Origin of the sequence: Paraburkholderia sp. UCT70 (assembly GCF_050434085.1) — a bacterium.
In the GTDB taxonomy this organism is placed as follows: Bacteria; Pseudomonadota; Gammaproteobacteria; order Burkholderiales; family Burkholderiaceae; genus Paraburkholderia; species Paraburkholderia tuberum.
In genome coordinates this window covers 1118723-1143843 of sequence record NZ_JBNPVZ010000002.1, presented here as the reverse complement: position 1 = coordinate 1143843, position 25121 = coordinate 1118723, and the positions used below count along the sequence as shown (strand labels likewise).

The following is a 25121-nucleotide window of genomic DNA, read 5'->3' as shown; positions in this document are numbered from 1 at the left end:
GGATCTGGCTCATATGAAATAAAAGTACATATAGCGATGACGCGACGACGTGCACAAGTTACACTCCGCCGCCTCAAGGTAAATGCACGAAGCGCCGATAAACAGAACAACTGTAAGGAGACCCACTTATGAGTAGCATCAGCGAGCCGGGCGGCCAACGAGGTTCAGCCCCATTTTTTTCCAAACAGGCCACCGTCGCACAGCCAGGCTTTTCGCGCTGGATGGTGCCCCCCGCGGCGCTCGCCGTGCATCTGTGCATCGGTCAGGCCTATGCGTTCTCGGTATTCAACGGACCGCTGACCAAAGTAATCGGGATCACGCAGTCCGCGCCCGATGACTGGTCGCTGACCGCGCTCGGCTGGATCTTTTCGCTCGCGATCGTGTTCCTCGGTTTGTCGGCGGCATTCGCGGGCAAATGGCTCGAACACGTCGGTCCGCGTCGCACCATGTTCACGGCAGCATGCTGTTTCGGCGGCGGGTTCCTGGTGTCCGCGCTTGGCGTCTATCTGCATCAGATCGTGCTGCTATATCTCGGTTACGGCGTGATCGGCGGGATCGGGCTGGGGCTCGGTTATGTGTCGCCGGTGTCGACGCTGATCCGCTGGTTCCCGGACCGCCGCGGCATGGCGACCGGCATGGCGATCATGGGCTTTGGTGGCGGCGCGATGATCGCGGCGCCGTTGTCGGTCGCGCTGATGAACCACTTTCATAGCGCAACGAGCGTGGGCGTCACGGAGACCTTCGTCGTGCTCGGCATCGTCTACTTCATCTCGATGACGATCGGCGCTCTCGCGATCCGCGTGCCGCCCGTTGACTGGAAGCCGGCCGGCTGGACGCCGCCCGAAGTCACGCAGCACCGGCTGATCTCGCGCAACCACGTACATATCGATCAGGCGTTGAAAACACCGCAGTTCTATCTGATCTGGTTCGTGCTGTTCCTGAACGTGACGGCCGGGATCGGCGTTCTCGGCCAGGCCTCGGTGATGATCCAGGAGAGCTTCAAGAACACCGTGACGGCGTCGGCTGCGGCCGGCTTCGTCGGATTGCTGTCGCTGTTCAATATGGGTGGACGTTTCGTGTGGTCGTCGGCATCGGACTGGATCGGTCGCAAGAACACCTACGCCATCTTCTTCGTGCTCGGCGCGGTGCTCTACTACCTCGTGCCCAGCTTTGCCGCGAACGGACAGATCGCGCTGTTCGTGCTGACGTACTGCATCATCCTGTCCATGTACGGCGGCGGCTTCGCGACGGTGCCGGCCTATCTCGCCGACATGTTCGGTACGGCATTCGTCGGCGGCATTCATGGACGGCTCCTGACCGCGTGGGCGGCGGCGGGTGTAGCGGGTCCGGTGCTCGTCAATTACATCCGCGCATATGAACTCGCGAACGGTGTCGCCAAAGCGGACGCGTACACGATGACCGTGCACATCATGGCCGTGCTGCTCGTGATCGGCTTTATCTGCAACCTGCTGGTCAAGCGTGTGGATGAGAAGCACCACATGACCGATGCACAAGTCGCCAAGGGCGCATGAGGAGATCCGTATGTCGACCGTTCAAACCGTACATCCGACCAACAAGGTGATGCTTGCGGTGTTCTGGCTGTATGTGATGATTCCGCTTGCCTGGGGGGTGATCAATACGCTGACGCAGGCGATGAAGTTGTTCAAGTGATGACCTGATGGGGCGCGCACCCCGGCCTGGTTGAGGGGCGGGGTGCCGATAGCGCGCCCCGCCGTAGTATCCCCTCACCGCCCCAACCCACTACGCGCGATCTGCTGCTCGACGAACTGCGCAAACAACGCATGCATATGCGTCGTCGGATGCAAATCATCGGCGAACATGTAAGTCTGATCCGCATTGGCGCTCACATAGGTCGCCGGCGAACATAGCAGCGCGGTGTCATCGGGCGTTTTCTTCGGATCGCAGGCCTGCCCCGTATTCGACACGGTAAAGCCGTTCGCCTGAAAGCTTCCGATGACCTGATTCGTCCACGTGTACGAATCGACCTCGATCACCTTCGACTGCAGCCCATCGGTTTGCAACGCGGTGTTCAACGTAGCGTTGAAAAGCTGCGACAACTGCGTAAGGTTCGCGCCACCATCGGCCGAAGCGAGCCCCTTCGGCGACAGCCCGATATTCGGCAGATTGATCACCACCACATGCGCGCCGCCGTTCTGCACGATCTGCCCGACGAGCTGGGCGAGCGTCGTGGCCGCCGCCTGCACGATCGGCGCCGCGGCGGGCAGGTTGCCGGCGCGGAGCACATCGTTCGCGCCCACCCACACGAGCACGAGCTGATTGGCGTTGAAGCTGCCGTGAGCGCTCAGATAGCTCGACAGTTGCTGATTGACAGGCATTTCGATGTTGCCGATGACGTCGCTCAGATAGTCGTACTGGTTCGCCGGCGTCGCCACCGTCGAGCCGCCTTCCGCATAACCGAGGCCGCTCTGCGCACTCAGCTTATGCGTGAAATCGATCGTGAACGCGGCGCTGAGCGTATCGCCGTAGTATTGCGCGACCTGCTGGGCCCACACCTGGCCGGGATTGGTCGTGAAACGCCCGCCTCCCACCGCGCTTGCGAGCGGCGCATAAGTCCCGACGTCCGACAGGCTGTCGCCGAACGACACGACCTGCAGCTTGACGCCGCCAGCCGGCTCGGCCGCCGTGCTGCCGCCGCTACTCGACCCGCCGCTGCCATTACCGCCCCCGCCGCAAGCCGAGAGCAGCACGATCGACATGGCAAAAACTACAGCGCGGATCTTGTCATTTATGCCTCGCATTTGCTCCTCCTCGCCGGGCGGGCCAGCGGTGTCGAGTGCCTCACGTGCGTGGTCGGTGCCGGATCGGTACCTGACCGCACGCGGCTCTTCAAACAAGCATCGCGTATGCCCAGCAAGGAAATGCGGCCCGCTCAAAGCCTCTCGAACACCACCTCCTGGGCGCCTTCCCACAGCACCTTCGTGCCGAGCTCGCGCAGTTTTTCCTTGCCTTCGACGATCGTCAGAAAATGATTGCCCGCGAGTTGCCCCATCTTGCTCGCGAAGCAGCATGAGCCATATGCGAGGATGATCTCGGTCTCGCTATAGCCGCCCGGATAGAACAGGATGTCGCCGACCGATGGATGGCTCGTGTGATTCTCGAAGCCGACCGCGACGCCGTCGTTCTCGAGCTTGAATTCGCCGAGCGGCACCCAGCAGCCCTCACCGCTCCAGCGCACATGGATCAGCTTCTGCCGGTACGGCAGCAGCTTCAGGAAGGCGGCCACGGTCTGCGGCGCATCGGGATGGGTTTCGGCGATGAAGGCGTGGCCGCAGGCGGTCATCTTGAGTCGGGTCATGGCGCGTCATCCAGTGTGTGGGGTTCAAAGGCGGTTCGATTCTGTCGTCCTATGCAAGGTTTCGACAGATACAGTTGTCGGCGCCGCGGTCAGTCCATTTAGACCACGTCCGATCGCGGGCGGCCGGCCGACCGCGAAGCCTTGCGCCACGTGCCATGCCAGTTTGCACCGCGCGCCGCCACGAAAGTTCGTAGTTTGCAAGCCGCGCAATGCAAAGCACACTGCGCAAGTGCGTGATTCCTACCTTAGAAGGGCGAGCCGTTACGGCGTGCGCAGGCAAGCATCAGCCGGCGTGCATCTCAAGCGCGCAGCCGGTAGGCGAGCGGCGTCGCACCATAGCCACGCTTGAACTGCACGGAGAAATGACTGGCATTCTCGAAGCCAACTTCGAGCGCGATTTGCAGGACGGTTCGATCCGTGGCGCGCAGCAGCCTCGCCGCTTCCTCGAGCCGCAAGCGCGTCACGAACTGATGCGGCGTCTCCCCGGTCTCGCGGCGAAACACCCGAGCAAAATGAAAACTGCTTAGGCCGGCCTGCTCGGCCAGTTCGGCGATCGCCAGATCTTCGGCGAGATTGGTGCGGATGTACTCGGTCACTCGGCGGATCCGGCGCGGCACCAGCCGTTCGGGCCGCGTCGCGCCGCCGCGCCGCGCGTCGTTGCCGCTCGAATAGTGCTGCAGCAGGTGCGCGGCGAGCGCGTGAGCCAGCGTATCGACATACAGACGCGAATCGGCCGGATCGCGGGCGGCGCGATGCAGCGCGGCAAGCATCGCGGCGATCAGCGGATCGTTGAAGCGCATCGCGTCGCCGAGCGACAGTTCACGCGACGCGTCGAGCCCCATCTGTTGCGCGACGCTGTCGATCAAATCGCGCTCGATGTGCACGTGCAACGTAGACAACGGCTCGTCGCTGATCGAATGCCAGCGCCACGAGATCGGCGTGGGCGGCACGAACCACAGGTCGTTCACGCGCATATCGGCGCTTTCCCATGCTCCGCCGAGGTTGCGTTCGAGATGCTCGGCGCCGCTCGCGAGCGTCATCAGCGTGAAGTCGCGCAAACCGGGCGCTTCGAGCAGGTCTTGCCGCACCGGCTCGAGATACGAGCGCAGCACCAGATGCCGCCACTCGCGATCCACGCTCGACACGAGTCGCTGGCCGGCCATGTAGCGGTCGTAGGCGAGCGTCGTCGTGAGCTTGGGAATTCGTGCCATCACATCCCCTCGAAGGAGGTGCCGTATGGAAGGAGAAACGCCGCCGTACCCGTATTGCCGGTCCACTGTCAGCGCAAGATCACAAAAATGATAGCAAGGAACCGGCTACCGACATTTCACGAAATCGCTAATCATTGAGGTTGTCGTCTTTCACGCGTTTAGAACGCCGGAGCTACCGTTTCATGGAACATGAATGCGATACGCTGCCGCAATGGCTGACCGGCTCGCCGCAAGGCGAAGCCGGGCACGCGTCGGCAGCACACCCGAGAGCGGCATCCGCCCAACCGGCTTACCCGGCCGGCGCGCGGCACGCCGCGAAATCAGCCCACGCGGCTGAAGCAGTGAAGATGTCTCCCCGCGCCGCGAATGGTGCGTGTCGCAGTGGCTTTCTGACTCTGTTCACCGAGGAAGAGATCGGCACGCCGTCACCCGCGGCGCGGCGGGCCGCGCCGCTGATCGGTCCGCTCGGACGGTTCGGCAGCGCGCAGGACCGCATGGAGTTCGTGCGTCAGCGCATCAGGCAATTGGGCTTCGACTCGTTCAGCTATACCGCCACGCGCACGTCTTCGCATCACAAGACGATGTTCGTGTTGACGAGCTACGAGTCGCAGGCATGGCTCACGCGCTATTTCCGCGAGCGCTATTTCGAGCTCGACCCGCGCGTCGCGCTCGCGTCGCCGACCGGCATGCCGTTTCTGTGGAATACCGCCGACCTGCGCGCCGATCTGCCGCGCGCGCAGCTGCGCAGCGAGCGGCTCGGCGCGCTGATCGACATGCTGGAGGCGACCGGCCGCAAGAGCGGCATTCTCACGCAGATGCCGCTGCCGGAGCCGGAGCTGAGCGCGAGCCTGTGCTTCAATTCGGAGATCGGCAACCCGCGCTGGATGACCGAATCGATCGTCGCGGAAACGCTGATGTTCGCGCACTCGATTCATGAGTTCATCTGGATGCACGCGAAAAGCGTGATCGGCATCGCGCCCGCGCAGCAGCAGCGCGTCGTGCTCAGCAAGCTGCAGCACGCGGTGCTGAAGGCGGTCGTGCAGGGGCAGCGCGACAAGGAAATCGCGTATTTCCTCGGGCTGTCGCCGCATAACGTCGACTATCATCTGCGGCGCTTGCGGCAGCTCTTCAACGTGCGCAACCGCGTGCAGTTGATCAATGTCGCGCAGGCGTATCTGTTGTAGTCGGCGTCTCCGCGTATCGATGAAGAGGGCGCGACGGCGTCTCGCTGTCGCGCCCTCTGCTAATCGCGCGGTCTTATCAGCTTTTCAAGCGATAGCCGGTCCTGAAGATCCAGCCGACGATCACGAGGAACACCGCGAGGAACAGCAGTGTCATGCCGAGACTCAGGCCGACGCCGACGTCGCCCAACTCGTAGAAACTCCAGCGAAATCCGCTGACCAGATAAACGATCGGATTGAACAGCGTGACGGCGCGCCAGAACGGCGGCAGCATGTCCACCGAATAGAAGGCGCCGCCGAGAAACGTGAGCGGCGTGACGATCAGGAGCGGCACCAGTTGCAGCTTCTCGAAGCTGTCCGCCCAGATGCCGATGATGAAGCCGAGCAGACTGAACGTGACGGCCGTCAGCACGAGAAACAGCACCATCCAGAATGGATGCATGATCTGCAACGGCACGAACAGCGCGGCGGTCGCGAGAATGATGAGCCCGAGCAGGATCGACTTGGTGGCCGCCGCGCCCACATAGCTGACGACGATCTCCAGATACGATACGGGCGCCGACAGCAGCTCGTAGATCGTGCCAGTGAAACGCGGGAAGTAAATCCCGAACGACGCGTTCGCGATGCTTTGCGACAGCAGCGACAACATGATCAGACCCGGCACGATGAACGCGCCGTAGCTGATGCCCTCCACTTCCTTGATACGCGAGCCGATCGCCGAGCCGAACACGACGAAGTACAGCGACGTGGAAATCACCGGCGCGATGATGCTTTGCATCAGCGTGCGCCACGTGCGCGCCATTTCGAACTTGTAGATCGCGCGCATTGCGTAGATATTCATGGGTTCCCCCGCAGCAGACTGACGAAAATGTCTTCGAGCGAACTCTGCGTGGTGTGCAGGTCCTTGAAGCGGATACCGGCGTCGTCGAGCGATTTCAGCAGCGCGATGATGTCGGTGCGCCCGCCCTCGCCTTCATAGGTGTAGGTCAGTTCGTTGCCGCCGTTCGCGACCGCGAGCCCGTAGCCGGCGAGCGAAGCCGGCACCGTGTCGAGGGGGCTCTCCAGTTGCAGCGTCAACTGCTTCGTGCCGAGCTTGCGCATCAGCTCGGTCTTCTCTTCGACCAGCATGATTTCGCCCGCGTTGATCACGCCGATGCGGTCGGCCATCTCCTCGGCTTCGTCGATGTAATGCGTGGTCAGGATGATCGTCACGCCGCTCGTCGCGAGCGAGCGCACGAGCTTCCACATGTCGCGCCGCAGCTCGACGTCGACGCCGGCGGTCGGCTCGTCGAGAAACAGCACGCGCGGCTCGTGCGACAGCGCCTTCGCGATCAACACGCGCCGCTTCATGCCGCCCGACAGCGTGATGATCTTGTTGTTGCGCTTCTCCCATAGCGACAGGTCGCGCAGCACTTTCTCGATGTAAGCGGGGTTCTTCGGCTTGCCGAACAGGCCGCGGCTGAACGACACGGTGGCCCAGACCGTTTCGAACGCGTCCGCGGTCAACTCCTGCGGCACGAGGCCGATCAGCGAGCGGGCCGCGCGATAGTTGGAGCCGATGTCGTGGCCATCCACCGTCACGCCGCCTTCGCTCGCGTTGACGATGCCGCAGACGATGCTGATCAGCGTGGTCTTGCCCGCGCCGTTCGGCCCGAGCAGCGCGAAGATTTCTCCACGGTGGATCGCCAGATTGATGTTCTTCAGTGCCTGAAAACCGCTGGCGTAGGTTTTCGACAGATTCGTGACCGAAACGATTGGCTGCATGGACTCGATGATGGCCGACACCGCTGTTGAATGAGAGGAAACGGCGCGAAGGAACGCGCCGCATCCGCAATGTAATGGAAAGTGCGAAAGCGTGCAGCACACGCGAGCGGACGAACAGATCGTGCGGTTGCGGCGCTACGTGCGCGAAAAGGCGGTGGCGCTCGGGCTGTCGGCTCGTCGGGCGTGAGCCCCGGCTCGGTCCGCACGCTTTCTTGCGCGGCTCGCCGGTCAAACAGGCGCTGCGACAACTCAGACCTCAGGGCTGCGCACAGACAAAACTACTCGCCAGATTTACATTGCCTCGGCCGAGATAGCGCGGAAACCCGGGATAGCGGCACAGCGGCCGCGAGCGTCCATTCGTCGCCACGGCGAGATCTGTGGCCATCAGCGTTTCGGGTGCGACGCCGCGCGTGACCCACGCGTCGAGCGCGCCGAGCAGATCGACCGATGGAATGAACACGCCGTTGCCATGCTGAAACCCCGGCACCATGTACAGCCGCATGAAGCGATCGACCTCGTCCTTGCCGAAACGCGCGACTAGCGCGTCGTGATATGCGATCGTCTGGTTCGGGCTGATCACTTCATCGGCGAGACCCTGCAGCGTGATCAGCTTGCCGCCGTGCGCGATGTAACGCGACAGGTCGGGGTTCATCGCGCCGATCGTGCCCGACAGCGCGATCAGTTGCGCGCGATATTTGCCGGGGCGTTGCGGATCGAACGTCAACGAATCGAAGTCCGCGTCGCGCGCGACGAAGTAGCGCAGATAGCCGTCGCCTTGCGCGAACAGATAGCCGTTCGCATAGAACGTCGGCACCGGTTGACGCCGCGGCTGATGCGCGAGCCCGAGTGCGCCGGTCAGTTGCGTGCCCTGGAACACGTTGTAGCCGCGATAGCCGCTCACCTCCCACGCGAGCCGATACGACAGCGACAGCCCGTCGCGCATCGCCAGCAAGGTGGCCAGTTGTGCGTCGGTCAGACACGCATCGTCAGATGAAGGGCGCAGCGCGCAACGCAGCGAATCGACAATTTGCGCTTCGTGCGCGCGACATGCTTCGACGTCGCTGACGATGCCGTCCGCCGTGCCGTCGAGCCGGTCGCATACCTCGAGCGTGCGTTGATAGACGCGTTCGAGCAGCGCCGGCGGCACGAAGCCGCCCGGCGTACCGTACTCGGCCTGGCCGAGCTTCACGCCGATCAGCCGCACGCCGGAAAAATTCAGCGCGGGCGCATTGGCGATTACGCCGTCGTAGTCGTCGGGGAAGCGCTGCATCACCGTGTAGCCTTCGCGGCCCCCCGTCGAGCCGCCGGCAAAATACATGCGCTGCGGCGGCCTGCCGTACGCGTGCGCGATCAACGCGAGCGCGACGTCATGGGTTTTCTTCAGATGTGCGTAGCCGAAGTTCGTCACCGCTTCATCGACGAGACCAAACTCCGCGAGCGACGAATCGCCGACATGCCCCGAGTCGTCACCGAACGTCGCGTAGCCTTGCGCGAGCGGCGCGCGATCCGGCGAGAACGGCATCACGCCGGTGCCGCTGACAACCACGCCGTTGTACCCGCCGCCGCCGATCTGCAACGCACGGCCATTCCAACGACGCGGCAGATTCAGATCGAAGCGGATGTCGGGCGTCGTCCGATTCAGCGCCTTGATGCGGCCCGTGATGCGGCAATACTCGCCGCCTTGCTGATTGCCCGGCGCGGTCGCGCCGATCATCGCCGCGCTTTCGATCAGCGCGCCGGCCGTCGGCATCTCGATCAATTCGGGCGACAGCACCGCGCCCGCGAACTCCGCGCAGTGCATCGCGAACGGTGTCCCTTTGGCCTGCGCGGCCGTGCGATGCATCGCGAGCCACGCGAGCACGACGACGCTCATCACGGTTGCGAGTCCAACGAGCTTGCGCGTAGTGCGCATCGTGGTCGTGATGCGCCCGCGGCGCTCGCGTCGTGTCATCCGCAACCCGCGCCATTCGCCTGTGCGCCCGACTGCTGCCCTTTCCAGCCGCTCCAGCCGCGCGCGATCATCAGCAGCGCGCCGATCGCCGCGAGGTCGCCGCCGAGCCCGACCAGCACCGCGCGAAAACCGTGAAACGTGTGCGGTGTCGCCGTGTCGATGATCAACGACACCAGCGTGCCGGTCACGAAGCACACGAGTCCGGTGCGCCCCACCGTCACGACGGCGGGCAGCCGCCTCGCTAGCCACGCGATACTGCCCATCCGCACGAACTGGGCGGCGAGCCACGCGATGACGATGAAATTGATCACACGTTCCACTGAAAGATTCTGCTTGTGCGTGCCGGGCAAAGGCTGCGTCAGCACGAAAAGTTTGACCATCGCGAAGCCAAGCAACGCGACCACCGCGACGCGCGTGAGCCACTGCGCGGCATAGCTCGCATGAAAACGTTCGCTGATCGGCTGGACGCGGCACAGCATACCGAGCACGAACATCAGTTGCCACGCAAACGGATTAAAAGCCCAGTCGGCGACGGCGTCAATGCTGAATAACGCGGCGAGCGGCCGCGCGACGGCCCACACCGCGACGCTCACCGCGAGCGCGAGCGATGCAGAGCGGCGCGCGAGCGGCATCATCATGGGCACGCATAGCGCGAATAGCACGTACATCGGCAGCACGCTGGACAGATACGGTTGCCGGCGCAACAGCGCGATATCGAATGCTTGACGCCATGGCTGCAACGCGAACGGCGGCCAACCGGTCATTTCTACCATCGGCCGATTCAGATCGAGCAGCGCGAGAATCGCGCCGGACACGAGCGTCAGCATCGCCGTCAACAGATACGCGCGATAGATCTCCCCGCAGCGTTTGACGAAGCGCAGCTGCGCCGCGTGTTCGCCGCGATGCGCAAGCACCGCCGTATACGCCGCCGCCGATGCATAGCCGCCGAGAAATACGAACACCTCGGCCGAATCGCACAACGCGTACGCGTGCAGCATCAGGTGCGATAGCGTGCTGCCGGGAATGTGATCGAGCACGATGACGATCAGCACGATACCGCGAAAGAAATCGACTTCGACCGATCGTCCACGGCCACGGCCCGGGGTTTCCATTCGTCTTCTCGAAGAATGCGCGCTGGCGGCACGCAAGAACGTGAATGGCCACGCATCAGCGTGCCAACCTGTGCGAACGACAAAAGACTCGATCGTTCAATGCATCACCTATGACGCAGGCGAAGGCGCTGACGATCCGCCTCTAATGTTCGCTTTCACAACGGCTTTCTGAAATGGAGTCGTTGGCGACTGGTAATACTCGGCGCGTCTTTGGCGAACACGCGGAAAGTTTTGCGACTTTTCATGCACGAAACAGGGACACCCGTCTTCATGGATGGACGCGAGCCTCGAAAATAAATCATCGAACGCGCGCTGCGATTTTTTTCGCATTTTTTCCCCGTACGATGTTTTCGTGCTTTTCCGCCGCTTTGCGAATAGAGGTTTATGAAAAACAGAATTGCCGGATTCGATGGATTGCGCGCGATCGCTGTGCTGATGGTGTTTCTGCAGCATCGACTCTTCGGCGACATCGGCGAAATCGGGCATCTCGGCGTGTGGATCTTCTTTGCGCTGAGCGGCTTTCTGATCATCGGCATCCTGTCGTCGCGGCGCGCGCGCATCGAAGAGGGCGACAGCTGTTTCCGCACCGAACTCGGGCGCTTTCTGTTTCGTCGCACGGTGCGCATCTTTCCGATCTATTACCTGATGCTCGTCGTGATGTGCGTGCTGATGGCATTCGGCCTCGCAAATCCGGAACTGGCGAGCGGCATGCCGTTTCACTTCGCGTATCTGTCCAACTTCTGGATCGGCTCGGTGCTGCGTTACTGGCCGGGCCGCTATTCGCACTTGTGGAGCCTCGCGATCGAGGAGCAGTTCTATCTCGTCGTTGCGCCGTTTTTGCTGCTGCTCGCGACGCGGCGACATCGAGCGGCATGTTGGGCGATCGTGGCGCTCGGCCTTGCCGCGCTGTTCGCGATGCGCGCCGCGCACTGGGATGAGATCACGATTTATACGCATCCGTTGAGCAATGTATGGTTGCTCGCGTTGGGCGGCATCGGTGGTCTGGTGATCGAGGACGATCGCGGCCGCGTGCGTGCCTGGCTCGGTCATGGCCTGACGCTGTTCGCGCTGAGTCTGGTCGTGATCGGCTTGTGCGCGGCCGAGCCGAGGTGGAACATGCTCGACGATCCCTTGCTGTTTACCGCGATCAGCGCAACGTACGGGATCGGTATCGCGGCGCTGGTGGCTTCGATCGCGTGTTGCCGCAATGCTGCCGTGATGGGTCTGCTACAGACGCGTTGGCTCGCCGGTCTTGGGCGTATCAGTTACGGCTTCTATCTGTATCACAACCTGATCCCCGATCTGACGCGTAACCGTCACGCCGAGGCGTTGTTTGGCGGCAGCGTGCCGATGTGGGCACATACGCTTGGCATCGTCGCGTCGTTTGCGATTTCGCTTGGCATTGCGGTGCTGTCGTGGCGGTTGATCGAGGCGCCGATTTTGCGAGTGAAGACGCGCGGCGAATCGGTATTGAAAGGAGCGGAGAACGTCGCTTCCGACGTAGCCTGAAAGATCGAACCGGGTCGCCGATCTATCCGGCTACACGCCTCACGCTATCATTCGGCCTCACCACCCGGTCGCCCCTCATCTGACGCACTCCACGGGACCGAACCGGCCAAACGAAAGAAGAACACGATGCGCGAGGCGCTTTCCCGCGATGCCGACCGACCCGGGATCGTCGGACTTCGCGTAGCGCATCATCAGCGCCCGTCAAGCCGCCGCAGGCTCGTGCACGATCTTCAGCGTGCTCTTGTGCTCGGCGATGAACCGATAAACGGTGTCCCCGGGTACGGTCTCGTGCTCGAGCAACTGGTCCGAAATGTCGCGCAGTACCGGCTCGTACGCGTGCAGTAGCCCGTAGCAAAGTTCGTTGAGCTCCTTGAGCAGCACGTTCGCATGCTCGATTGCGCTCTTCATTTGCAGGCCCGCGTACTGCGACGGCAGCGCCGCGAGACTGAACAGATCGCCGTCGCTGTTGAAGCCGAACTTCGACACCATGTCGAGGCTGATACGCGAGGCCTCCTGCAAGTCCGACGCGGCGCCGCTCGATGCTTCGGAGAACATCAGAATCTCCGCGTTGCGTCCGCCGAGCAGCACCTGGATCTCGTTGCGGATTTCCGTTTCGCGGTACAGGTGCTTGTCCTGCGCCTTCGTGATCAGCGCGACGCCAAGCGCGCCGCCACGCGGCAGAATCGTCACTTCCTCGAGCACGCCGGTGCCAAGCAGCGCGGCGACCAGACCGTGACCCGCCTCATGCACCGCGATGCGCTTGCGCTCGTCCTCGGTGAGCGCGCGCTCGGCGCCGCTCACGTCGCCGATGCGCGCGATCTTGATTGCTTCCATGAAGTGCTTCGCGGCGATTTCGTTATCGCCCGCCTTGCGCGCGATCAGCCCCGCCTGATTCACGACCATCGCGACGGTGGCCGGCGACAGTCCAGTCGTCAAACGCGCGAGCTGGTCGTAGTCGATATCCGCCGCTTTCGACTTCAGCCGCTGCGCGTAGAAACGGAAAATCTTGGCGCGGTCTTCGCGATCCGGCAGACGCACCTGCACCGTGCGATCGAAACGGCCGGGGCGGCGCAATGCTTCGTCCAGATTGTCGGGATGGTTGGTCGCGGCCACGACGATCACGCCCTCGTTCGACTCGAAGCCGTCCATCTCCGCGAGCAGCTGGTTGATGATCCGGTTGCTTTCGGCTTCGACCGGACCACCGCCGGTGTCGGTTCGTTTCGCGAGACCGTCCGCTTCGTCGATGAAGATGACCGTCGGCGCGTTCTTGCGCGCGAGTTCGAACAGGTGCCGCACCTTCTGGATACCGACACCGTAGTACTTCGCGCTGAAATAGCTGCCCGTGATCGAAATGAAGTTCGCGCCGCATTCGCCGGCCAGCGCCTGCGCGAGCCGCGTCTTGCCGACGCCGGGCGCGCCGACCATCAGGATGCCGCACGGCGCGCGCACGCCCAGCGACGAGAACTGCTTCGGATCGGACAGGTAACCGCGAATGTCGGCGAGCGCGGCCTTCGCTTCGTTCGCGCCGATCACGTCGTCGAAACGCAGCGTCGGTGTTTCGCTGAGCAGCTTCGCGCCGCCCTTCATCTCGCGTCGCATGAACCACGCCATGCCGCCGATCAGCGCGAGCGGCAGCAGCACGCTCAGCGCGTCGCGGAACTGTTCGAACAGCTGGGTCCAGCGTGCGCCGTCGCTGTGGATGTCGACGTCGGGCAGCCATACGAGCTGATACGCGGCGGCGTCGGAGCGCTCGCCCAGCAGCAGCGCGTGCGAGAAGGTTGCGTTGTGATCGGTGACGAAGTACTTCGAGCCGTCACGCAGCGACACCAGAATCGCGTTGGGACTCACGCCGATCGCCGCGACGTTGGTATCGTGAATGTCGCGCAGCATCGTGGACGCATCCTTCTCCGCATGCGTCCACGCGGATGCATCGTGACGCATCTGGCTCGCGATGCCGCTCAGTGCCGGCGCCTGCGGCTTGGCGCGATGCTGGATATACCAGACGCCCCAACCGACCAACACCGCGATCAGCACCGCCACAGCCGCCATCGCAATTTTGCGTGCGCGCTTTTTCCCAAGCGAATTATTTCCCGGCTTCATGAGTCATTTCCAAAAAGCGGACTTGAACAAGCCCTTACTTAATCAAGCTGTCTGTCGAACTTACCTGTCGAAATCGGAAGGCGGAGTCTGCGGAAAATCGGCTGGGGCGAAGCGCCACACGGCGAGGCTCAAAGGACAATTCAGAAGGAGGACGATCTGTGCGTCCCGGTGAGCCGCGTTAGCCGAAGGCAGTTGCCGGGCGGTACGCGTCTGTCAAAGTCGCGGAAAGGGCCTATTTGTACCGTCTATCCGGCCATCGACACGCCGGAAGGGAACGCGGAAACCGCGCGCAGGGCGTCGCCGCCTTGGCTCCGGCGCACAGTTTATCAGCGTAAAAAGCGGCGCGTGTTTTTAAATGTCTATATCAAACCGCACCCCAATTAAAATCAGTCAGAATTACTGGCAAAGGCGCAATTTAGACAGACCTGAATGATCTGAAAAAGGCCACGATTAAGCAGGATTTTGGAATCAACTGGGCAATACCGGCGGATGAGCGACGGGTCTCTGTGGACCCGTTCGCGTCATCGTCACTTTTCTCTCAGGTTCTGCTTTTTGGGTGCCGGCGCCGAGCGGCATCGACGGTTCTTTCCTACGCTGCACTTCTTTCGGTCTTCGCGGACGACCCCGACATCTCAGGCCGCCGTGCGCCGCTGGCCCGAGCCTGCAAGCGCAACATGTCGCGCAGCTTCGCGATGCGCGTGCGCTGATTCTGGATCAGATGATGCGTGTCCTCGAGCGCGCGAATACGCCGCTCCCAATAGACGTGGTCGAGTTCACCGGATTGCGCGGCGCCCTTGCGCGTCACGAAGCCAAGCACACTCTCGAGATGCTGCAAGTGGCCATCCGCGAATCTGGCCGGAAGCCGCCCGCCGCGTCGCGCGGCTGCTTGCCTGTTGGTGAGGCTCATCTTCGCTCCCCGCGTCCTCCTGTTGGCCTGTTGACTTCGCCGCATCGATCGCTAAAGTCGAAAGCGATCTGCAATCTGACCGTTTGACCATAGCGCAGTTTTTGGAGGCGGCTTGACCGTGCGTCTCAAAATAGGGCGCGGGCGTGAGAAATGCCGACTGATATGGCCCGTCTTTGCGTGCTGAAACAGCTCGTCGCGCGGGATTGCCGCACTCGCCTCGCGGCGACGAGGCGTGATGCCGGGCCAAAGGTAGACACCACCCATCACCGATTCTTCGTTCTGCTGCCCGTTCTGACTCAGCGTGATGCCGTCGATCGCGCCGCTTGCATTCGTGCGCAACGCTTCGAGCCGACTACAGGCAACACATGGCGCCCGCCATCGGGCACGATGCATAGGGGCACCCATTTCAGGAGATTCGACCATGCAGCGGGCTGAAACCCCTTCGTTCGCGGCGTCGCTCGACGCGGGTCTGAGCGGCGCGACGCGCGTGTATTTCATCGTCGGCGATCCGATTGCGCAGGTGCGCTCGCCGTCCGGCGTGACCGCCGCGTTCCGTTCGGCCGGCCGCGATGCGCTGGTGGTACCCGCGCACGTCGCGCCAGCCGATCTGCCGGCTTTTTTCGCGGGCATCGCGCCGATGCGCAACGTCGACGGCGTGATCATCACGGTGCCGCACAAATTCACCGCGGCGAGCTATTGCGCGACGCTCGCCGAAGAAGCCGCGTTCCTTGGCGCGGTCAACACGCTGCGCCGCAACGCCGATGGCGGCTGGCATGGCGGCATGTTCGACGGCACCGGCTTCGTTGCGGCGCTCGTCGCGGCGGGCTGCGAACTACAGGGCAAGCGAGCGCTGCTGGTCGGCGCGGGCGGCGCGGGCTCGGCGATCGGCCATGCGCTGATTCAGCGCGGCGTCGGCTCGCTCGACGTGCGCGACAACGACGTCGAACGCACCGGCTCGCTGACCGCACGGCTCAATGCGCTCGGCCGAGGCACGGCGCGCGGTGCGGCGGCCGACCTCGACCCGAGTCCGTATGACGTGGTCGTCAACGCGTCGCCGCTCGGCATGCGCGCGGGCGATTCGTTGCCGATCGACGTCGCGCGCTTGCCGGCCACGACTTTTGTCGGCGATGTCGTAACGAAACCGCCACTTACGCCGCTGATCGAAGCGGCGCGCGCGCGCGGTTGCCCGACCGTGACGGGCACGCAGATGTTCGAACGCGTGTGTGATCGGATGGTGGAGTTCTTGCTGGAGACGCCGACGTCTGCGTAACGGCGCGAAGGAACCAGGCGCGCGCTGCTACACTGGCGCGAAATTGCCGTGCCGAAGATCCCGCACGGCATGCGCGAGGCGTGGCGCAATCCTGCGCCGCGTTCACATCGCCCTCTGCGCGCCAACCCATGCTTCGATTCGACAACCTCAGCAAGCGATATAGCGACCGCGTCCTGTTCGAAGGACTGCACTTCGACGCGACGTCCGGCTGCGTCGCGTTGAACGATGAATCCGGCAGCGGCAAATCGACGTTGCTCGCCATCCTCGCCGGCGCGCTCGAACCCGACACCGGCGACGTATGGCTCGGCGGTCGTTCGCTGCGCGCCGCGCCGCATGCCGCGCAAGCGCTGCTCACGTATGTGCCGGAAGACAGCATGAGCTGGCCCGATCAGACCGGCCGCGATTATCTGCGGCAGGTTGCGGCGGCGCGGCACACCGCGCTGACCGACGACGTGCTCGCGCTCGCCGAACGCTTCGGCCTCGCGCCGCATCTGGACAAACGTTTCGAGCAGATGTCGTATGGCAGCCGCAAAAAGGTGTTTCTGACGGCGGCCGCGCTCGGCGAAACCCGCGTGCTGATCGCCGACGAACCGGCCGGCGGACTCGACGCGTCAGCGCGCGCGGTGCTCGCCGAGCTGTTCAGAACGCTCGGCACGACGCGCACGCTGTTTTTCACGAACTACGACGAAGGGTTCACGCAGGCCTGCGAGGCGACGGGTGTCTGTTTCGCGGACCTCGCGAGGGGCATCTGAGCTAGAGCGATCCCGCGGGTCCTGCGGGTCGGGCGCGAGCGTTGAATCCTCAGATCGCCACACAAATCTTGCCGAAGTGCGCACCCGATGCCTCGTGCCGGAACGCGTCGGCGAGCTTGTCCAGCGCGAACGTGCTATCGATCACCGGCTTGATGCCCGTGGTCTCCAGCGCGCGCACCATGTCGATCTGATCCTGCCGGCTGCCGACGATCAGCCCTTGCAGACGCTGTTGCCGCGCCATCAGATGCGCGGTCGGCACCGGACCCGCGCGGCCGGTCAGCACGCCGATCAGCGCGATGTGCCCGCCGATGCGGCATGCGGTGATCGACTGCGGCAGCGTGCCGGGACCACCCACCTCGACCACGTGATCGACGCCGCGCCCGTTGGTGATATGCCGCACGTCTTTGCCCCACTCGGGATTGTCGCGATAGTTGATCGTATGGTCGGCACCCAGTTCGCGCAGCTTCGCGAGCTTCGCATTCGACGACGACGTCGCGATCACCGACGCCCCCATCGCCTTCGCCATCTGCAAGCCGAAGATCGACACGCCGCCGGTGCCGAGCACGAGCACGCTGCTGCCTGCCCTCAACTGACCATCGACGACCAGCGCGCGCCACGCGGTCAGCCCCGCCGTGGTCAGCGTCGCCGCTTCGGCGTGGCTGTAGCCGGCCGGCGCGTGCGTGAAGTAGTGGCTCGGCAGCACGACGACTTCGCGCGCGTAGCCGTCGACGCCGTCGCCGGGGGTGGTCGCAAAATCGCCGATCGCGGGCGAACCGTTTTCCCAGTGTGGGAAGAAGCAAGACACGACGTGATCGCCGGCCTTGAATTCGCGCACGCCTGCGCCGACCGCTTCGACGACGCCCGCGCCATCGGCCATCGGGATGCGGCCCGCTTCGGCCGGCAGATTGCCGCAGACGACGCCGTAGTCGTGGTAGTTCAACGAACTCGCGCGAATGCGCACGCGAATCTGCCCGGCCTCGGGCTGACCGGGATCGGCGAGATCGACGACCTGCAGGCTATCGACTGTGGCGGGTGAACCGATTCTGACGGCTTTCATGTTTTCGATCCTTGGTGAGTGGTGCGCTGCCGTGAGCAGCTCGATGTCCACGCGCGATGCGCGTCGGATGTGCATGCGCCATGCCCACGCGAATGCGAACAGGCATGCAGGCGCCGCGCGAGACCGCGTTATTTGAGGGTCTGGATGACTTCGAAGCCTTCGAATTCCGGGTGGCCGAGATACAGCACGCGGTTTTCGTTACCGGCACTGCGATGCGCGGCACGAAACGCGTCGGACTTCGTCCATGCCTCGAACGATGCATGGTCGCGCCAGATCGTATGGCTCGAATAGAGGACGTGATCGTCCTTGCGCGGTCCCTTCAGCAAATGGAATTCCACGAAGCCTGGCACCTCTTTCAGATGGGTGTCGCGGGTGGTCCACAGATGTTCGAAGGCGTCCTCGGAGCCGGGCGCCACCTTGAAGCGGTTCATCGCGATGTACATGCTGTCAGCCTCGTTGAGTGAGTGATGCTGCCAATGATGCTGGCTTGGTCATCCAGTCGCGTTTCATTATAGGCGTGCGTTGCTTTGCCTCCGCTTGACCTTACCACGGTAGGAAGCTCCACGATGTCCGACGTGACCGTTAGAATCGCGCGGATCACGTCGCCACCCTCTTCAACAACCGAAAATCAATATGAAAAACCTTCGCGCGTTGCGCGCTCTCTGTGTGTTCGGCGGTTTGGCATTCGCGGCGGCGGCACTGTCCGCTCACGCGCAACATCAGGGGATGCCCGGCATGGACATGCCGGATTCGGCGCATACCGACGCGGGCGCATCGACGCAGGCCTTCAAGGCCGCCGACGAGCGCATGATGCATGACATGAGCGCCCCCGAATACACCGGCGACGCCGACCGGGATTTCGTCGCGCACATGATCCCGCATCACCAGGGCGCGATCGAGATGGCGCAGGCGGAGTTGAAATACGGCAAGGACCCGGAGATCAAGCGGCTCGCGCGCAACATCATCAAGGCGCAGCATGACGAGATCGCGTTCATGCAGCGCTGGCAGGAAAAGCACGGCGGCAAGTAACGCACCGCGAGCATCACCAGCGTGGCTGCTTGCGCAACAGCGGCGACATCGCGATCAGACCGATGATCGGCCCAGGCAGCAGCAGCCATGCGACGCGCACGTCGAGCGCGTGAAATACGCTGGTCGACCACAGGATCGAGCATGCGGACAGGAAAAAGCCGAAGCTGTTCTGCAGCGTCAGCGCGCCGCCGATCTTGTCAGCGGGACAGGCCTTCACGGACAGCGCCGAAAATTGCGGCGAATCGGCGATCACGCTGATGCCCCACACGAGTAGCAGCGCCAGTTGCGCGGCGGTGCCGAACCCCGTGGTGAGCGGATAAATCGCGCACAGCGTGCCCGATATCGTCAGCGCGAGAGCGGCGGTACGCGCGCTGCCGACCACCTGGCTGAGCCTGCCGCCGAACAGGCAGCCGAGCGCACCGATCGCGATGATCAGGAACGACCACAATGCGACGGTGCCCGGCGCCGCCGGCGCCCCGCTCGCGAACGCGCGCTGCACGAGCAGCGGTGTCAGCGTCCAGAACGCGTACAACTCCCACATGTGACCGAAATAGCCGAGCGCGGCCGAGCGAAACTCGCTGATGCGCACGACCTGCCCGACGCCCGCCGACAAACCGAAGCGTCGGCTGCCCGAGCGCCGCGCGTGCGGCCCTTCGCCGAGCACAAACACCAGCAGCGCGCCGATCACCGCGAGTCCCGACGAAGTGAGCACCACGGTTTGCCACGGCACGCTCGACAGCAACGCACGAATCGCATGCACCGACGCCGTGCCGAGCGTCAGCATCGCAACGAGCAACGCGAGCGTCTGCGCGGCGCGGCGCGGGTCCCACGTAACGAGCAGCTTCATGCCGAGCGGATAGATGCCGGCAAGCGCGACGCCCACGCCGAAGCGAAACACGAGCGCCGACGCGAGCCCGCTGCTGCACAGCGCGAACAGCGCATTCAAGGTCGCGCCGAGCACGCCGCAGACGGCGAACACCTTGCTCGCCGACACGCGATCCGCGAGTCCGGTGGTCGCCGACAGCAAAGTCCCGACGATAAAGCCAGCCTGCACCGCATTCGTCAGCCAGCCGATACCGGACGCGCTCAGATGCCAGGCGATCTGCAGATCGCGCATCGCGCCGTTCGCGCTGAACCACAACGACGTACCGAGCAATTGCGCAATCGCGATCACGAGCACCGCGCGTCTCGCGCGCGCGATGTCGTGCGCCGCGTCGCCGGACTTCGTTGCGTCGGCGTCCAGCCTGTTCTGCATCGTGGCTCCTCTGCGTCGGGACTGAGTCGGCCGCTGGGCGTGGTTATGGGAGCGCGGCCGGAGCGGCCATTGTAGACGACGCGAAGGTTTGCATCGGCAAAGGCGGCGGCTGCGGCGCGCCTGGATCGGGGAGTCAACGGAACACGAGCCGCGTCCACGTCACGCCGCTATCGCGGTTGGCCTTCTGAACCGACGACGTGCGCAACTCGCGCACGAGTCGCAGGCCGTGCTCGCTCGCCAGCCGGAGCGTCTCATCTGCGGTAACGTCGAACATGCGGCGGCCGGCCGGAACCGGTCCATGCCGCAGCGACATGATCAACACGCCGCCATCGCGCAACAACGACGCGACGCGCGGCATCGCTCGTTCGCGCTGCCGCGCATCGAGATGCATCCAGACGGCGGTGAGCATGACGAGGTCGAAAGCGGTGCGCTTCGGCTTCGCTAGCACGAGAGCGAGATCAGGCAGGCTGTCGTCGAGCCATTCGATGCGCGTCGACGCATGCAGCTCGCGCGCCGCGTTGCGCAATGCGTCGACCGGTTCGACCGCGAGCACCGTATGCCCCATCGCCGCGAGCGCGGCCGCATCCGTGCCGATGCCCGCGCCGATATCGACGATGCGCGACGGCGCCTGCGGTATCCAGTCGAGAATCGGCCGATGCCGATCGCCGAACGACAGCGTCCGCCATCGTTCGATCAGCGCGGCGGCCTGCTCTACGTAGCCTTCCGTGCCGCTGACGTTGGCCGACATCGGCGCCGCCTCAGCCCTGCCGCGGCACCCTGACCCACCCCTCCATCAACACGCGCGCGCTGCGGCTCATGATCGCCTTCGTGACGACCCACTCGCCGTCCTTCTGACTCGCCTGCGCGCCGACGCGCAACCTGCCCGACGGATGCCCGAAGCGCACCGACTCACGCTCGCCGCCGCCCGCCGCCTGATTGACGAGCGTGCCCGCGATCGCCGCCGCGGTGCCGATCGCGACCGCCGCCGTGCCCATCATCGCGTGATGCAGCTTGCCCATCGACATCGCGCGCACCAGCAGATCGACGTCGCCCGCGCGCACCGGCTTGCCGCTCGACGCCACGTAGTCCACCGGCTTCGCGACGAACGCGACCTTCGGCGTGTGCTGCCGCGTCGCGATCTCGTCCAGATGTTTGATCAGCCCCATGCGCAGCGCGCCATGCGCGCGAATCGTCTCGAACATCGCGAGCGCATTCGCGTCGCTGTTGATCGCGTCCTGCAACTCGGTGCCCTTGTAGCCGATCGCCTCGGCGTCGACGAAGATCGTCGGGATGCCCGCGTTGATCATCGTCGCCTTCAAAGTGCCGACGCCCGGCACTTCCAGGTCGTCGACGAGGTTGCCAGTCGGGAACATCGCCCCGCCCGCGCCTTCTTCGTCGGCGGCCGGGTCCATGAATTCGAGCGGCACTTCGGCGGCCGGGAAGGTCACGCCGTCGAGCTCGAAGTCGCCGGTTTCCTGCACCGCGCCATCGCTCATCGGCACGTGCGCGATGATCGTCTTGCCGATATTAGCCTGCCAGATACGCACGATCGCGACACCGTCACGCGGCACGCGGCCCGCATCGACGAGGCCCGCGCTGATCGCGAACGGCCCCACCGCGGCCGACAGGTTGCCGCAATTGCCGCTCCAGTCGACGAACGCCTTGTCGATCGACACCTGACCGAACAGATAGTCGACGTCGTGATCGGGCCGGCTGCTGCGCGAAACGATCACGGTCTTGCTGGTGCTCGACGTTGCGCCGCCCATGCCGTCGATCTGCTTGCCGTACGGATCGGGACTGCCGATCACGCGCATCAGCAGCGCGTCGCGCCCGGCGCCCGGTCGCTGCGCGGTCTCGGGCAGATCCTGCAGACGGAAAAACACGCCCTTGCTGGTGCCGCCGCGCATATAGGTGGCCGGAATCTTGATCTGGGGAAGTTGGGCCATGAAGGTGTCCTGAGGTGACATGTTCTTTGATGAAGGGCGATGCGGCCCGTCAAGCCGCATCGCCCTGGTCTGTTGCGACGTTCACTGCAAAACGCGCGTCTACCCGTCAAGCCGCCGCTCTGGTCGACTCGAGAAAGTCCTGCGCGAAACGCTGCAGCACGCCACCGGCTTCGTAGATCGACCCCTCTTCGGCCGTATCGAGCCGGCACGTCACCGGCACTTCGACGCGCTCGCCGTTGCGGCGATGAATCACCAGCGTCAGATCGGCGCGCGGCTTGCGCTCGCCGATCACGTCGAACGTCTCGGTGCCGTCGATGCCGAGCGTCAGGCGATTCACGCCCGGCTTGAATTCGAGCGGCAACACGCCCATGCCGACGAGGTTCGTGCGGTGAATCCGCTCGAAGCCTTCCGCAACGATCGCTTCGGTGCCGGCCAGCCGCACGCCCTTCGCGGCCCAGTCGCGCGACGAACCCTGGCCATAGTCGGCGCCCGCGATCACGATCAGCGGCTGCTTGCGCTCCATATACGTTTCGATCGCTTCCCACATGCGCGTGACCTTGCCCTCGGGCTCGATGCGCGCGAGCGAACCGGCCTTCACCTGGCCGTTCTCGACCACCATCTCGTTCTTCAGCGTCGGGTTCGCGAAGGTCGCGCGCTGCGCGGTCAAGTGATCGCCGCGGTGCGTCGCGTACGAATTGAAGTCCTCTTCGGGCAGGCCCATTTTCGTCAGGTATTCGCCGGCCGCGCTGTCGGGCAGAATCGCGTTCGACGGCGACAGGTGGTCCGTCGTGATGTTGTCGCCGAGCACGGCCAACGCGCGCATACCCTTCAGCGTTCGCTCGCCGGCGAGCGCGCCTTCCCAGTACGGCGGACGGCGAATATAGGTGCTTTCTTCGCGCCAGTCGTACAGCGGGTCGGCCTTCGCGCCGGTGTCGGGGGAGACCGCGAACATCGGTTCATACACTTTGCGGAATTGCTCGGGCTTCACGCTCGCGGCGACGATCGCATCGATCTCCGCATCCGACGGCCACAGATCTTTCAGCGTGACCGCATGACTGTCCGCATCGACGCCGAGCACGTCCTTCTCGATGTCGAAGCGGATCGTACCCGCGATCGCATAGGCGACGACCAGCGGCGGCGACGCGAGAAAAGCCTGCTTCGCGTAGGGGTGGATCCGGCCGTCGAAGTTGCGGTTGCCCGACAGCACGGCGGTCGCATACAGATCGCGCTCGATCACCTCCTTCTGGATCACCGGGTCCAACGCACCGGACATGCCGTTGCACGACGTGCACGCATACGCGACCACGCCGAAGCCGAGCTGTTCGAGTTCAGGCAAGAGCCCCGCCTCTTCCAGATACAGCGTGACAGCCTTCGAGCCCGGCGCGAGCGAGCTCTTGACCCACGGCTTGCGCACGAGTCCACGCCGGTTCGCGTTGCGTGCGACGAGGCCCGCCGCGATCATGTTGCGCGGATTGTTCGTGTTGGTGCAGCTCGTGATCGCGGCGATGATCACCGCGCCGTCCGGCATCAGACCGGGCTCGTTCTCGACCTTGCCGCTGACGCCGCGCGCGGCCAGCTCCGACACCGGCAAGCGGCGATGCGGATTCGACGGCCCCGCGAGCGTGCGCACCACGCTCGACAGATCGAACTTGAGCACGCGCTCGTATTCGGCGTGCTTCAGCGTATCGGCCCACAAGCCGGTGTGCTTCGCATACGTTTCCACGAGTTTGACGAGTTCGTCGTCGCGGCCGGTCAGCTTCAGATAGCGGATCGTCTGCTCGTCGATATAGAACATCGCGGCGGTCGCGCCGAACTCGGGCGCCATGTTCGCGATCGTCGCGCGATCGCCCAAGGTCAAATTCGCCGCGCCCTCGCCGTAAAACTCGAGGTACGCGCCGACCACCTTCTCTTTGCGCAAGAACTCGGTCAATGACAGAACCACGTCGGTCGCGGTAATGCCCTCGCCCGGCTTGCCGCTCAGCTCCACGCCGACGATATCGGGCAGCCGCATGTACGACGCGCGGCCGAGCATCACGCTTTCCGCTTCGAGGCCGCCGACGCCGATCGCGATCACGCCGAGCGCATCGACCATCGGCGTATGCGAGTCGGTGCCGACCAGCGTGTCGGGAAACGCGACACCGTCCTTCACCTGCACGACCGGGCTCATGCGTTCGAGGTTGATCTGATGCAGGATACCGTTGCCCGGCGGAATCACGTCGACGTTGCGGAACGCGCGCTTGGTCCAGTTGATGAAATCGAAGCGGTCTTCGTTGCGGCGATCCTCGATCGCGCGATTCTTCGCGAACGCGTCCGGATCGAAACCGCCGCACTCAACGGCCAGCGAGTGATCGACGACAAGTTGCGTCGGCACCACCGGATTCACGAGCGCCGGATCGCCGCCTTGCGCGGCGATCGCATCGCGCAGACCCGCCAGATCGACGAGCGCGGTCTGGCCGAGAATGTCGTGGCACACGACGCGCGCCGGGAACCACGGAAAATCGAGCTCGCGCTTGCGCTCGATGATCTGTTTCAGCGAAGCGGTCAGCGTCACCGGGTCGCAGCGGCGCACCAGGTTTTCGGCGAGCACGCGTGACGTGTACGGCAGCTTGTCGTAGGCGCCGGGCTCGATCTTGTCGACCGCGGCACGCGTATCGAAGAAGTCGAGCTCGGTGCCCGGAAGGCGTTTGCGGTTGGCAGTATTCATGACGTAGGGACAGGACGGTTATCGGCCGCCGGACGG

22 protein-coding genes are annotated in these 25121 nt (G+C 64.1%); 7 read left to right on the top strand and 15 right to left on the bottom strand.

The genetic code is table 11. From position 1 onward, the window contains the following. The first annotated feature begins 128 nt into the window (after positions 1-128). Positions 129-1532 carry an L-lactate MFS transporter gene (locus OKW41_RS07540; RefSeq protein ID WP_429572067.1) on the top strand — a complete coding sequence of 468 codons (1404 nt, stop codon included), beginning with the start codon at positions 129-131 and terminating at the stop codon, positions 1530-1532. A gap of 10 nt (positions 1533-1542) precedes the next feature. After that, the gene (locus OKW41_RS07535; protein ID WP_429445904.1) at positions 1543-1671 is read left to right on the top strand and encodes an MFS transporter small subunit; all 129 of its coding nucleotides are present in this window, start codon (positions 1543-1545) and stop codon (positions 1669-1671) included. 74 nt (positions 1672-1745) lie between these two features. Here the strand turns inward: OKW41_RS07535 and OKW41_RS07530 are convergent, their stop codons facing one another. The 3 genes from OKW41_RS07530 to OKW41_RS07520 all read right to left on the bottom strand — a co-directional run bounded on the left by OKW41_RS07530 (position 1746) and on the right by OKW41_RS07520 (position 4548). After that, on the bottom strand, positions 1746-2780 hold the full coding sequence (locus OKW41_RS07530) for an SGNH/GDSL hydrolase family protein (RefSeq protein WP_429572066.1): 1035 nt from the start codon (positions 2778-2780) through the stop codon (positions 1746-1748). Between the two features lie 131 nt (positions 2781-2911). Continuing rightward, a complete protein-coding gene (locus OKW41_RS07525; RefSeq protein ID WP_018424716.1) occupies positions 2912-3337 on the bottom strand; it encodes a DUF3830 family protein in 426 nt (141 codons plus the stop codon). Positions 3338-3636: 299 nt separating this feature from the next. Beyond that, positions 3637-4548: an AraC family transcriptional regulator gene (locus OKW41_RS07520; protein WP_184037292.1), complete on the bottom strand. Its 912-nt coding sequence runs from the start codon at positions 4546-4548 to the stop codon at positions 3637-3639. Between the two features lie 182 nt (positions 4549-4730). Here OKW41_RS07520 and OKW41_RS07515 point away from each other — a divergent pair, with 182 nt between their 5' ends. Next, positions 4731-5732, top strand: coding sequence for an autoinducer binding domain-containing protein (locus OKW41_RS07515; protein ID WP_429572065.1), 1002 nt, complete (start codon positions 4731-4733; stop codon positions 5730-5732). Positions 5733-5808: 76 nt separating this feature from the next. Here the strand turns inward: OKW41_RS07515 and OKW41_RS07510 are convergent, their stop codons facing one another. From OKW41_RS07510 to OKW41_RS07495, 4 genes are all read right to left on the bottom strand, one after another. Continuing rightward, on the bottom strand, positions 5809-6570 hold the full coding sequence (locus tag OKW41_RS07510; protein ID WP_184037297.1) for an ABC transporter permease: 762 nt from the start codon (positions 6568-6570) through the stop codon (positions 5809-5811). Beyond that, positions 6567-7493, bottom strand: a complete 927-nt coding sequence (locus tag OKW41_RS07505; RefSeq protein ID WP_429445894.1) for an ABC transporter ATP-binding protein — start codon at positions 7491-7493, stop codon at positions 6567-6569. The genes OKW41_RS07510 and OKW41_RS07505 overlap by 4 nt, the downstream gene beginning before the upstream one ends. Positions 7494-7749: 256 nt before the next feature. Continuing rightward, a complete protein-coding gene (locus OKW41_RS07500; protein ID WP_429573361.1) occupies positions 7750-9405 on the bottom strand; it encodes a tannase/feruloyl esterase family alpha/beta hydrolase in 1656 nt (551 codons plus the stop codon). 35 nt (positions 9406-9440) lie between these two features. Continuing rightward, on the bottom strand, positions 9441-10556 hold the full coding sequence (locus OKW41_RS07495; RefSeq protein WP_429445890.1) for an OpgC domain-containing protein: 1116 nt from the start codon (positions 10554-10556) through the stop codon (positions 9441-9443). Between the two features lie 384 nt (positions 10557-10940). Between OKW41_RS07495 and OKW41_RS07490 the strand changes: the two genes are divergently transcribed. Next, entirely contained in the window at positions 10941-12065 is a 1125-nt protein-coding gene (locus tag OKW41_RS07490; RefSeq protein ID WP_429572064.1) for an acyltransferase family protein, read from the top strand. A gap of 201 nt (positions 12066-12266) precedes the next feature. Here the strand turns inward: OKW41_RS07490 and OKW41_RS07485 are convergent, their stop codons facing one another. Together OKW41_RS07485 and OKW41_RS07480 are read right to left on the bottom strand one after the other, a co-directional pair. After that, positions 12267-14165, bottom strand: a complete 1899-nt coding sequence (locus OKW41_RS07485; RefSeq protein ID WP_429572063.1) for an ATP-dependent metallopeptidase FtsH/Yme1/Tma family protein — start codon at positions 14163-14165, stop codon at positions 12267-12269. Between the two features lie 589 nt (positions 14166-14754). Beyond that, positions 14755-15072 (bottom strand): hypothetical protein, encoded by a 318-nt coding sequence (locus OKW41_RS07480; protein ID WP_429572062.1) that lies wholly within the window; start codon positions 15070-15072, stop codon positions 14755-14757. Positions 15073-15493: 421 nt separating this feature from the next. Here OKW41_RS07480 and OKW41_RS07475 point away from each other — a divergent pair, with 421 nt between their 5' ends. Together OKW41_RS07475 and OKW41_RS07470 are read left to right on the top strand one after the other, a co-directional pair. Beyond that, on the top strand, positions 15494-16342 hold the full coding sequence (locus OKW41_RS07475; protein WP_429572061.1) for a shikimate dehydrogenase family protein: 849 nt from the start codon (positions 15494-15496) through the stop codon (positions 16340-16342). Positions 16343-16470: 128 nt separating this feature from the next. Further along, positions 16471-17094: an ABC transporter ATP-binding protein gene (locus OKW41_RS07470; protein ID WP_429572060.1), complete on the top strand. Its 624-nt coding sequence runs from the start codon at positions 16471-16473 to the stop codon at positions 17092-17094. A gap of 49 nt (positions 17095-17143) precedes the next feature. Here OKW41_RS07470 and OKW41_RS07465 read toward each other — a convergent pair whose 3' ends face one another. Further along, positions 17144-18151 carry a zinc-dependent alcohol dehydrogenase family protein gene (locus OKW41_RS07465; protein ID WP_429572059.1) on the bottom strand — a complete coding sequence of 336 codons (1008 nt, stop codon included), beginning with the start codon at positions 18149-18151 and terminating at the stop codon, positions 17144-17146. Between the two features lie 128 nt (positions 18152-18279). After that, a complete protein-coding gene (locus OKW41_RS07460) occupies positions 18280-18594 on the bottom strand; it encodes an antibiotic biosynthesis monooxygenase family protein (RefSeq protein ID WP_429572058.1) in 315 nt (104 codons plus the stop codon). A gap of 190 nt (positions 18595-18784) precedes the next feature. Here OKW41_RS07460 and copM point away from each other — a divergent pair, with 190 nt between their 5' ends. Beyond that, positions 18785-19180 carry a CopM family metallochaperone gene (copM, locus tag OKW41_RS07455; RefSeq protein WP_429445874.1) on the top strand — a complete coding sequence of 132 codons (396 nt, stop codon included), beginning with the start codon at positions 18785-18787 and terminating at the stop codon, positions 19178-19180. A 13-nt stretch (positions 19181-19193) separates the two neighbouring features. Here copM and OKW41_RS07450 read toward each other — a convergent pair whose 3' ends face one another. From OKW41_RS07450 to acnD, 4 genes are all read right to left on the bottom strand, one after another. Then, positions 19194-20435 (bottom strand): MFS transporter, encoded by a 1242-nt coding sequence (locus tag OKW41_RS07450; RefSeq protein WP_187631527.1) that lies wholly within the window; start codon positions 20433-20435, stop codon positions 19194-19196. Positions 20436-20568: 133 nt separating this feature from the next. Then, on the bottom strand, positions 20569-21183 hold the full coding sequence (locus OKW41_RS07445; RefSeq protein ID WP_429572057.1) for a class I SAM-dependent methyltransferase: 615 nt from the start codon (positions 21181-21183) through the stop codon (positions 20569-20571). A 10-nt stretch (positions 21184-21193) separates the two neighbouring features. Then, on the bottom strand, positions 21194-22381 hold the full coding sequence (prpF, locus tag OKW41_RS07440; RefSeq protein WP_429572056.1) for a 2-methylaconitate cis-trans isomerase PrpF: 1188 nt from the start codon (positions 22379-22381) through the stop codon (positions 21194-21196). Between the two features lie 106 nt (positions 22382-22487). Further along, complete coding sequence (gene acnD / locus OKW41_RS07435; protein ID WP_429572055.1) at positions 22488-25085, bottom strand: Fe/S-dependent 2-methylisocitrate dehydratase AcnD; 2598 nt, start codon at positions 25083-25085, stop codon at positions 22488-22490. Between the last annotated feature and the right edge of the window lie 36 nt (positions 25086-25121).

What these genes read in the sequence shown, in the direction of transcription:
- OKW41_RS07540 (WP_429572067.1), top strand. Translation starts at nt 129, where the DNA reads ATGAGTAGCATCAGCGAGCCGGGCGGCCAACGAGGTTCAGCCCCATTT.
- OKW41_RS07535 (WP_429445904.1), top strand. Translation starts at nt 1,543, where the DNA reads ATGTCGACCGTTCAAACCGTACATCCGACCAACAAGGTGATGCTTGCG.
- OKW41_RS07530 (WP_429572066.1), bottom strand. Translation starts at nt 2,780, where the DNA reads ATGCGAGGCATAAATGACAAGATCCGCGCTGTAGTTTTTGCCATGTCG.
- OKW41_RS07525 (WP_018424716.1), bottom strand. Translation starts at nt 3,337, where the DNA reads ATGACCCGACTCAAGATGACCGCCTGCGGCCACGCCTTCATCGCCGAA.
- OKW41_RS07520 (WP_184037292.1), bottom strand. Translation starts at nt 4,548, where the DNA reads ATGGCACGAATTCCCAAGCTCACGACGACGCTCGCCTACGACCGCTAC.
- OKW41_RS07515 (WP_429572065.1), top strand. Translation starts at nt 4,731, where the DNA reads ATGGAACATGAATGCGATACGCTGCCGCAATGGCTGACCGGCTCGCCG.
- OKW41_RS07510 (WP_184037297.1), bottom strand. Translation starts at nt 6,570, where the DNA reads ATGAATATCTACGCAATGCGCGCGATCTACAAGTTCGAAATGGCGCGC.
- OKW41_RS07505 (WP_429445894.1), bottom strand. Translation starts at nt 7,493, where the DNA reads ATGCAGCCAATCGTTTCGGTCACGAATCTGTCGAAAACCTACGCCAGC.
- OKW41_RS07500 (WP_429573361.1), bottom strand. Translation starts at nt 9,405, where the DNA reads ATGCGCACTACGCGCAAGCTCGTTGGACTCGCAACCGTGATGAGCGTC.
- OKW41_RS07495 (WP_429445890.1), bottom strand. Translation starts at nt 10,556, where the DNA reads ATGGAAACCCCGGGCCGTGGCCGTGGACGATCGGTCGAAGTCGATTTC.
- OKW41_RS07490 (WP_429572064.1), top strand. Translation starts at nt 10,941, where the DNA reads ATGAAAAACAGAATTGCCGGATTCGATGGATTGCGCGCGATCGCTGTG.
- OKW41_RS07485 (WP_429572063.1), bottom strand. Translation starts at nt 14,165, where the DNA reads ATGAAGCCGGGAAATAATTCGCTTGGGAAAAAGCGCGCACGCAAAATT.
- OKW41_RS07480 (WP_429572062.1), bottom strand. Translation starts at nt 15,072, where the DNA reads ATGAGCCTCACCAACAGGCAAGCAGCCGCGCGACGCGGCGGGCGGCTT.
- OKW41_RS07475 (WP_429572061.1), top strand. Translation starts at nt 15,494, where the DNA reads ATGCAGCGGGCTGAAACCCCTTCGTTCGCGGCGTCGCTCGACGCGGGT.
- OKW41_RS07470 (WP_429572060.1), top strand. Translation starts at nt 16,471, where the DNA reads ATGCTTCGATTCGACAACCTCAGCAAGCGATATAGCGACCGCGTCCTG.
- OKW41_RS07465 (WP_429572059.1), bottom strand. Translation starts at nt 18,151, where the DNA reads ATGAAAGCCGTCAGAATCGGTTCACCCGCCACAGTCGATAGCCTGCAG.
- OKW41_RS07460 (WP_429572058.1), bottom strand. Translation starts at nt 18,594, where the DNA reads ATGTACATCGCGATGAACCGCTTCAAGGTGGCGCCCGGCTCCGAGGAC.
- copM (WP_429445874.1), top strand. Translation starts at nt 18,785, where the DNA reads ATGAAAAACCTTCGCGCGTTGCGCGCTCTCTGTGTGTTCGGCGGTTTG.
- OKW41_RS07450 (WP_187631527.1), bottom strand. Translation starts at nt 20,435, where the DNA reads ATGCAGAACAGGCTGGACGCCGACGCAACGAAGTCCGGCGACGCGGCG.
- OKW41_RS07445 (WP_429572057.1), bottom strand. Translation starts at nt 21,183, where the DNA reads ATGTCGGCCAACGTCAGCGGCACGGAAGGCTACGTAGAGCAGGCCGCC.
- prpF (WP_429572056.1), bottom strand. Translation starts at nt 22,381, where the DNA reads ATGGCCCAACTTCCCCAGATCAAGATTCCGGCCACCTATATGCGCGGC.
- acnD (WP_429572055.1), bottom strand. Translation starts at nt 25,085, where the DNA reads ATGAATACTGCCAACCGCAAACGCCTTCCGGGCACCGAGCTCGACTTC.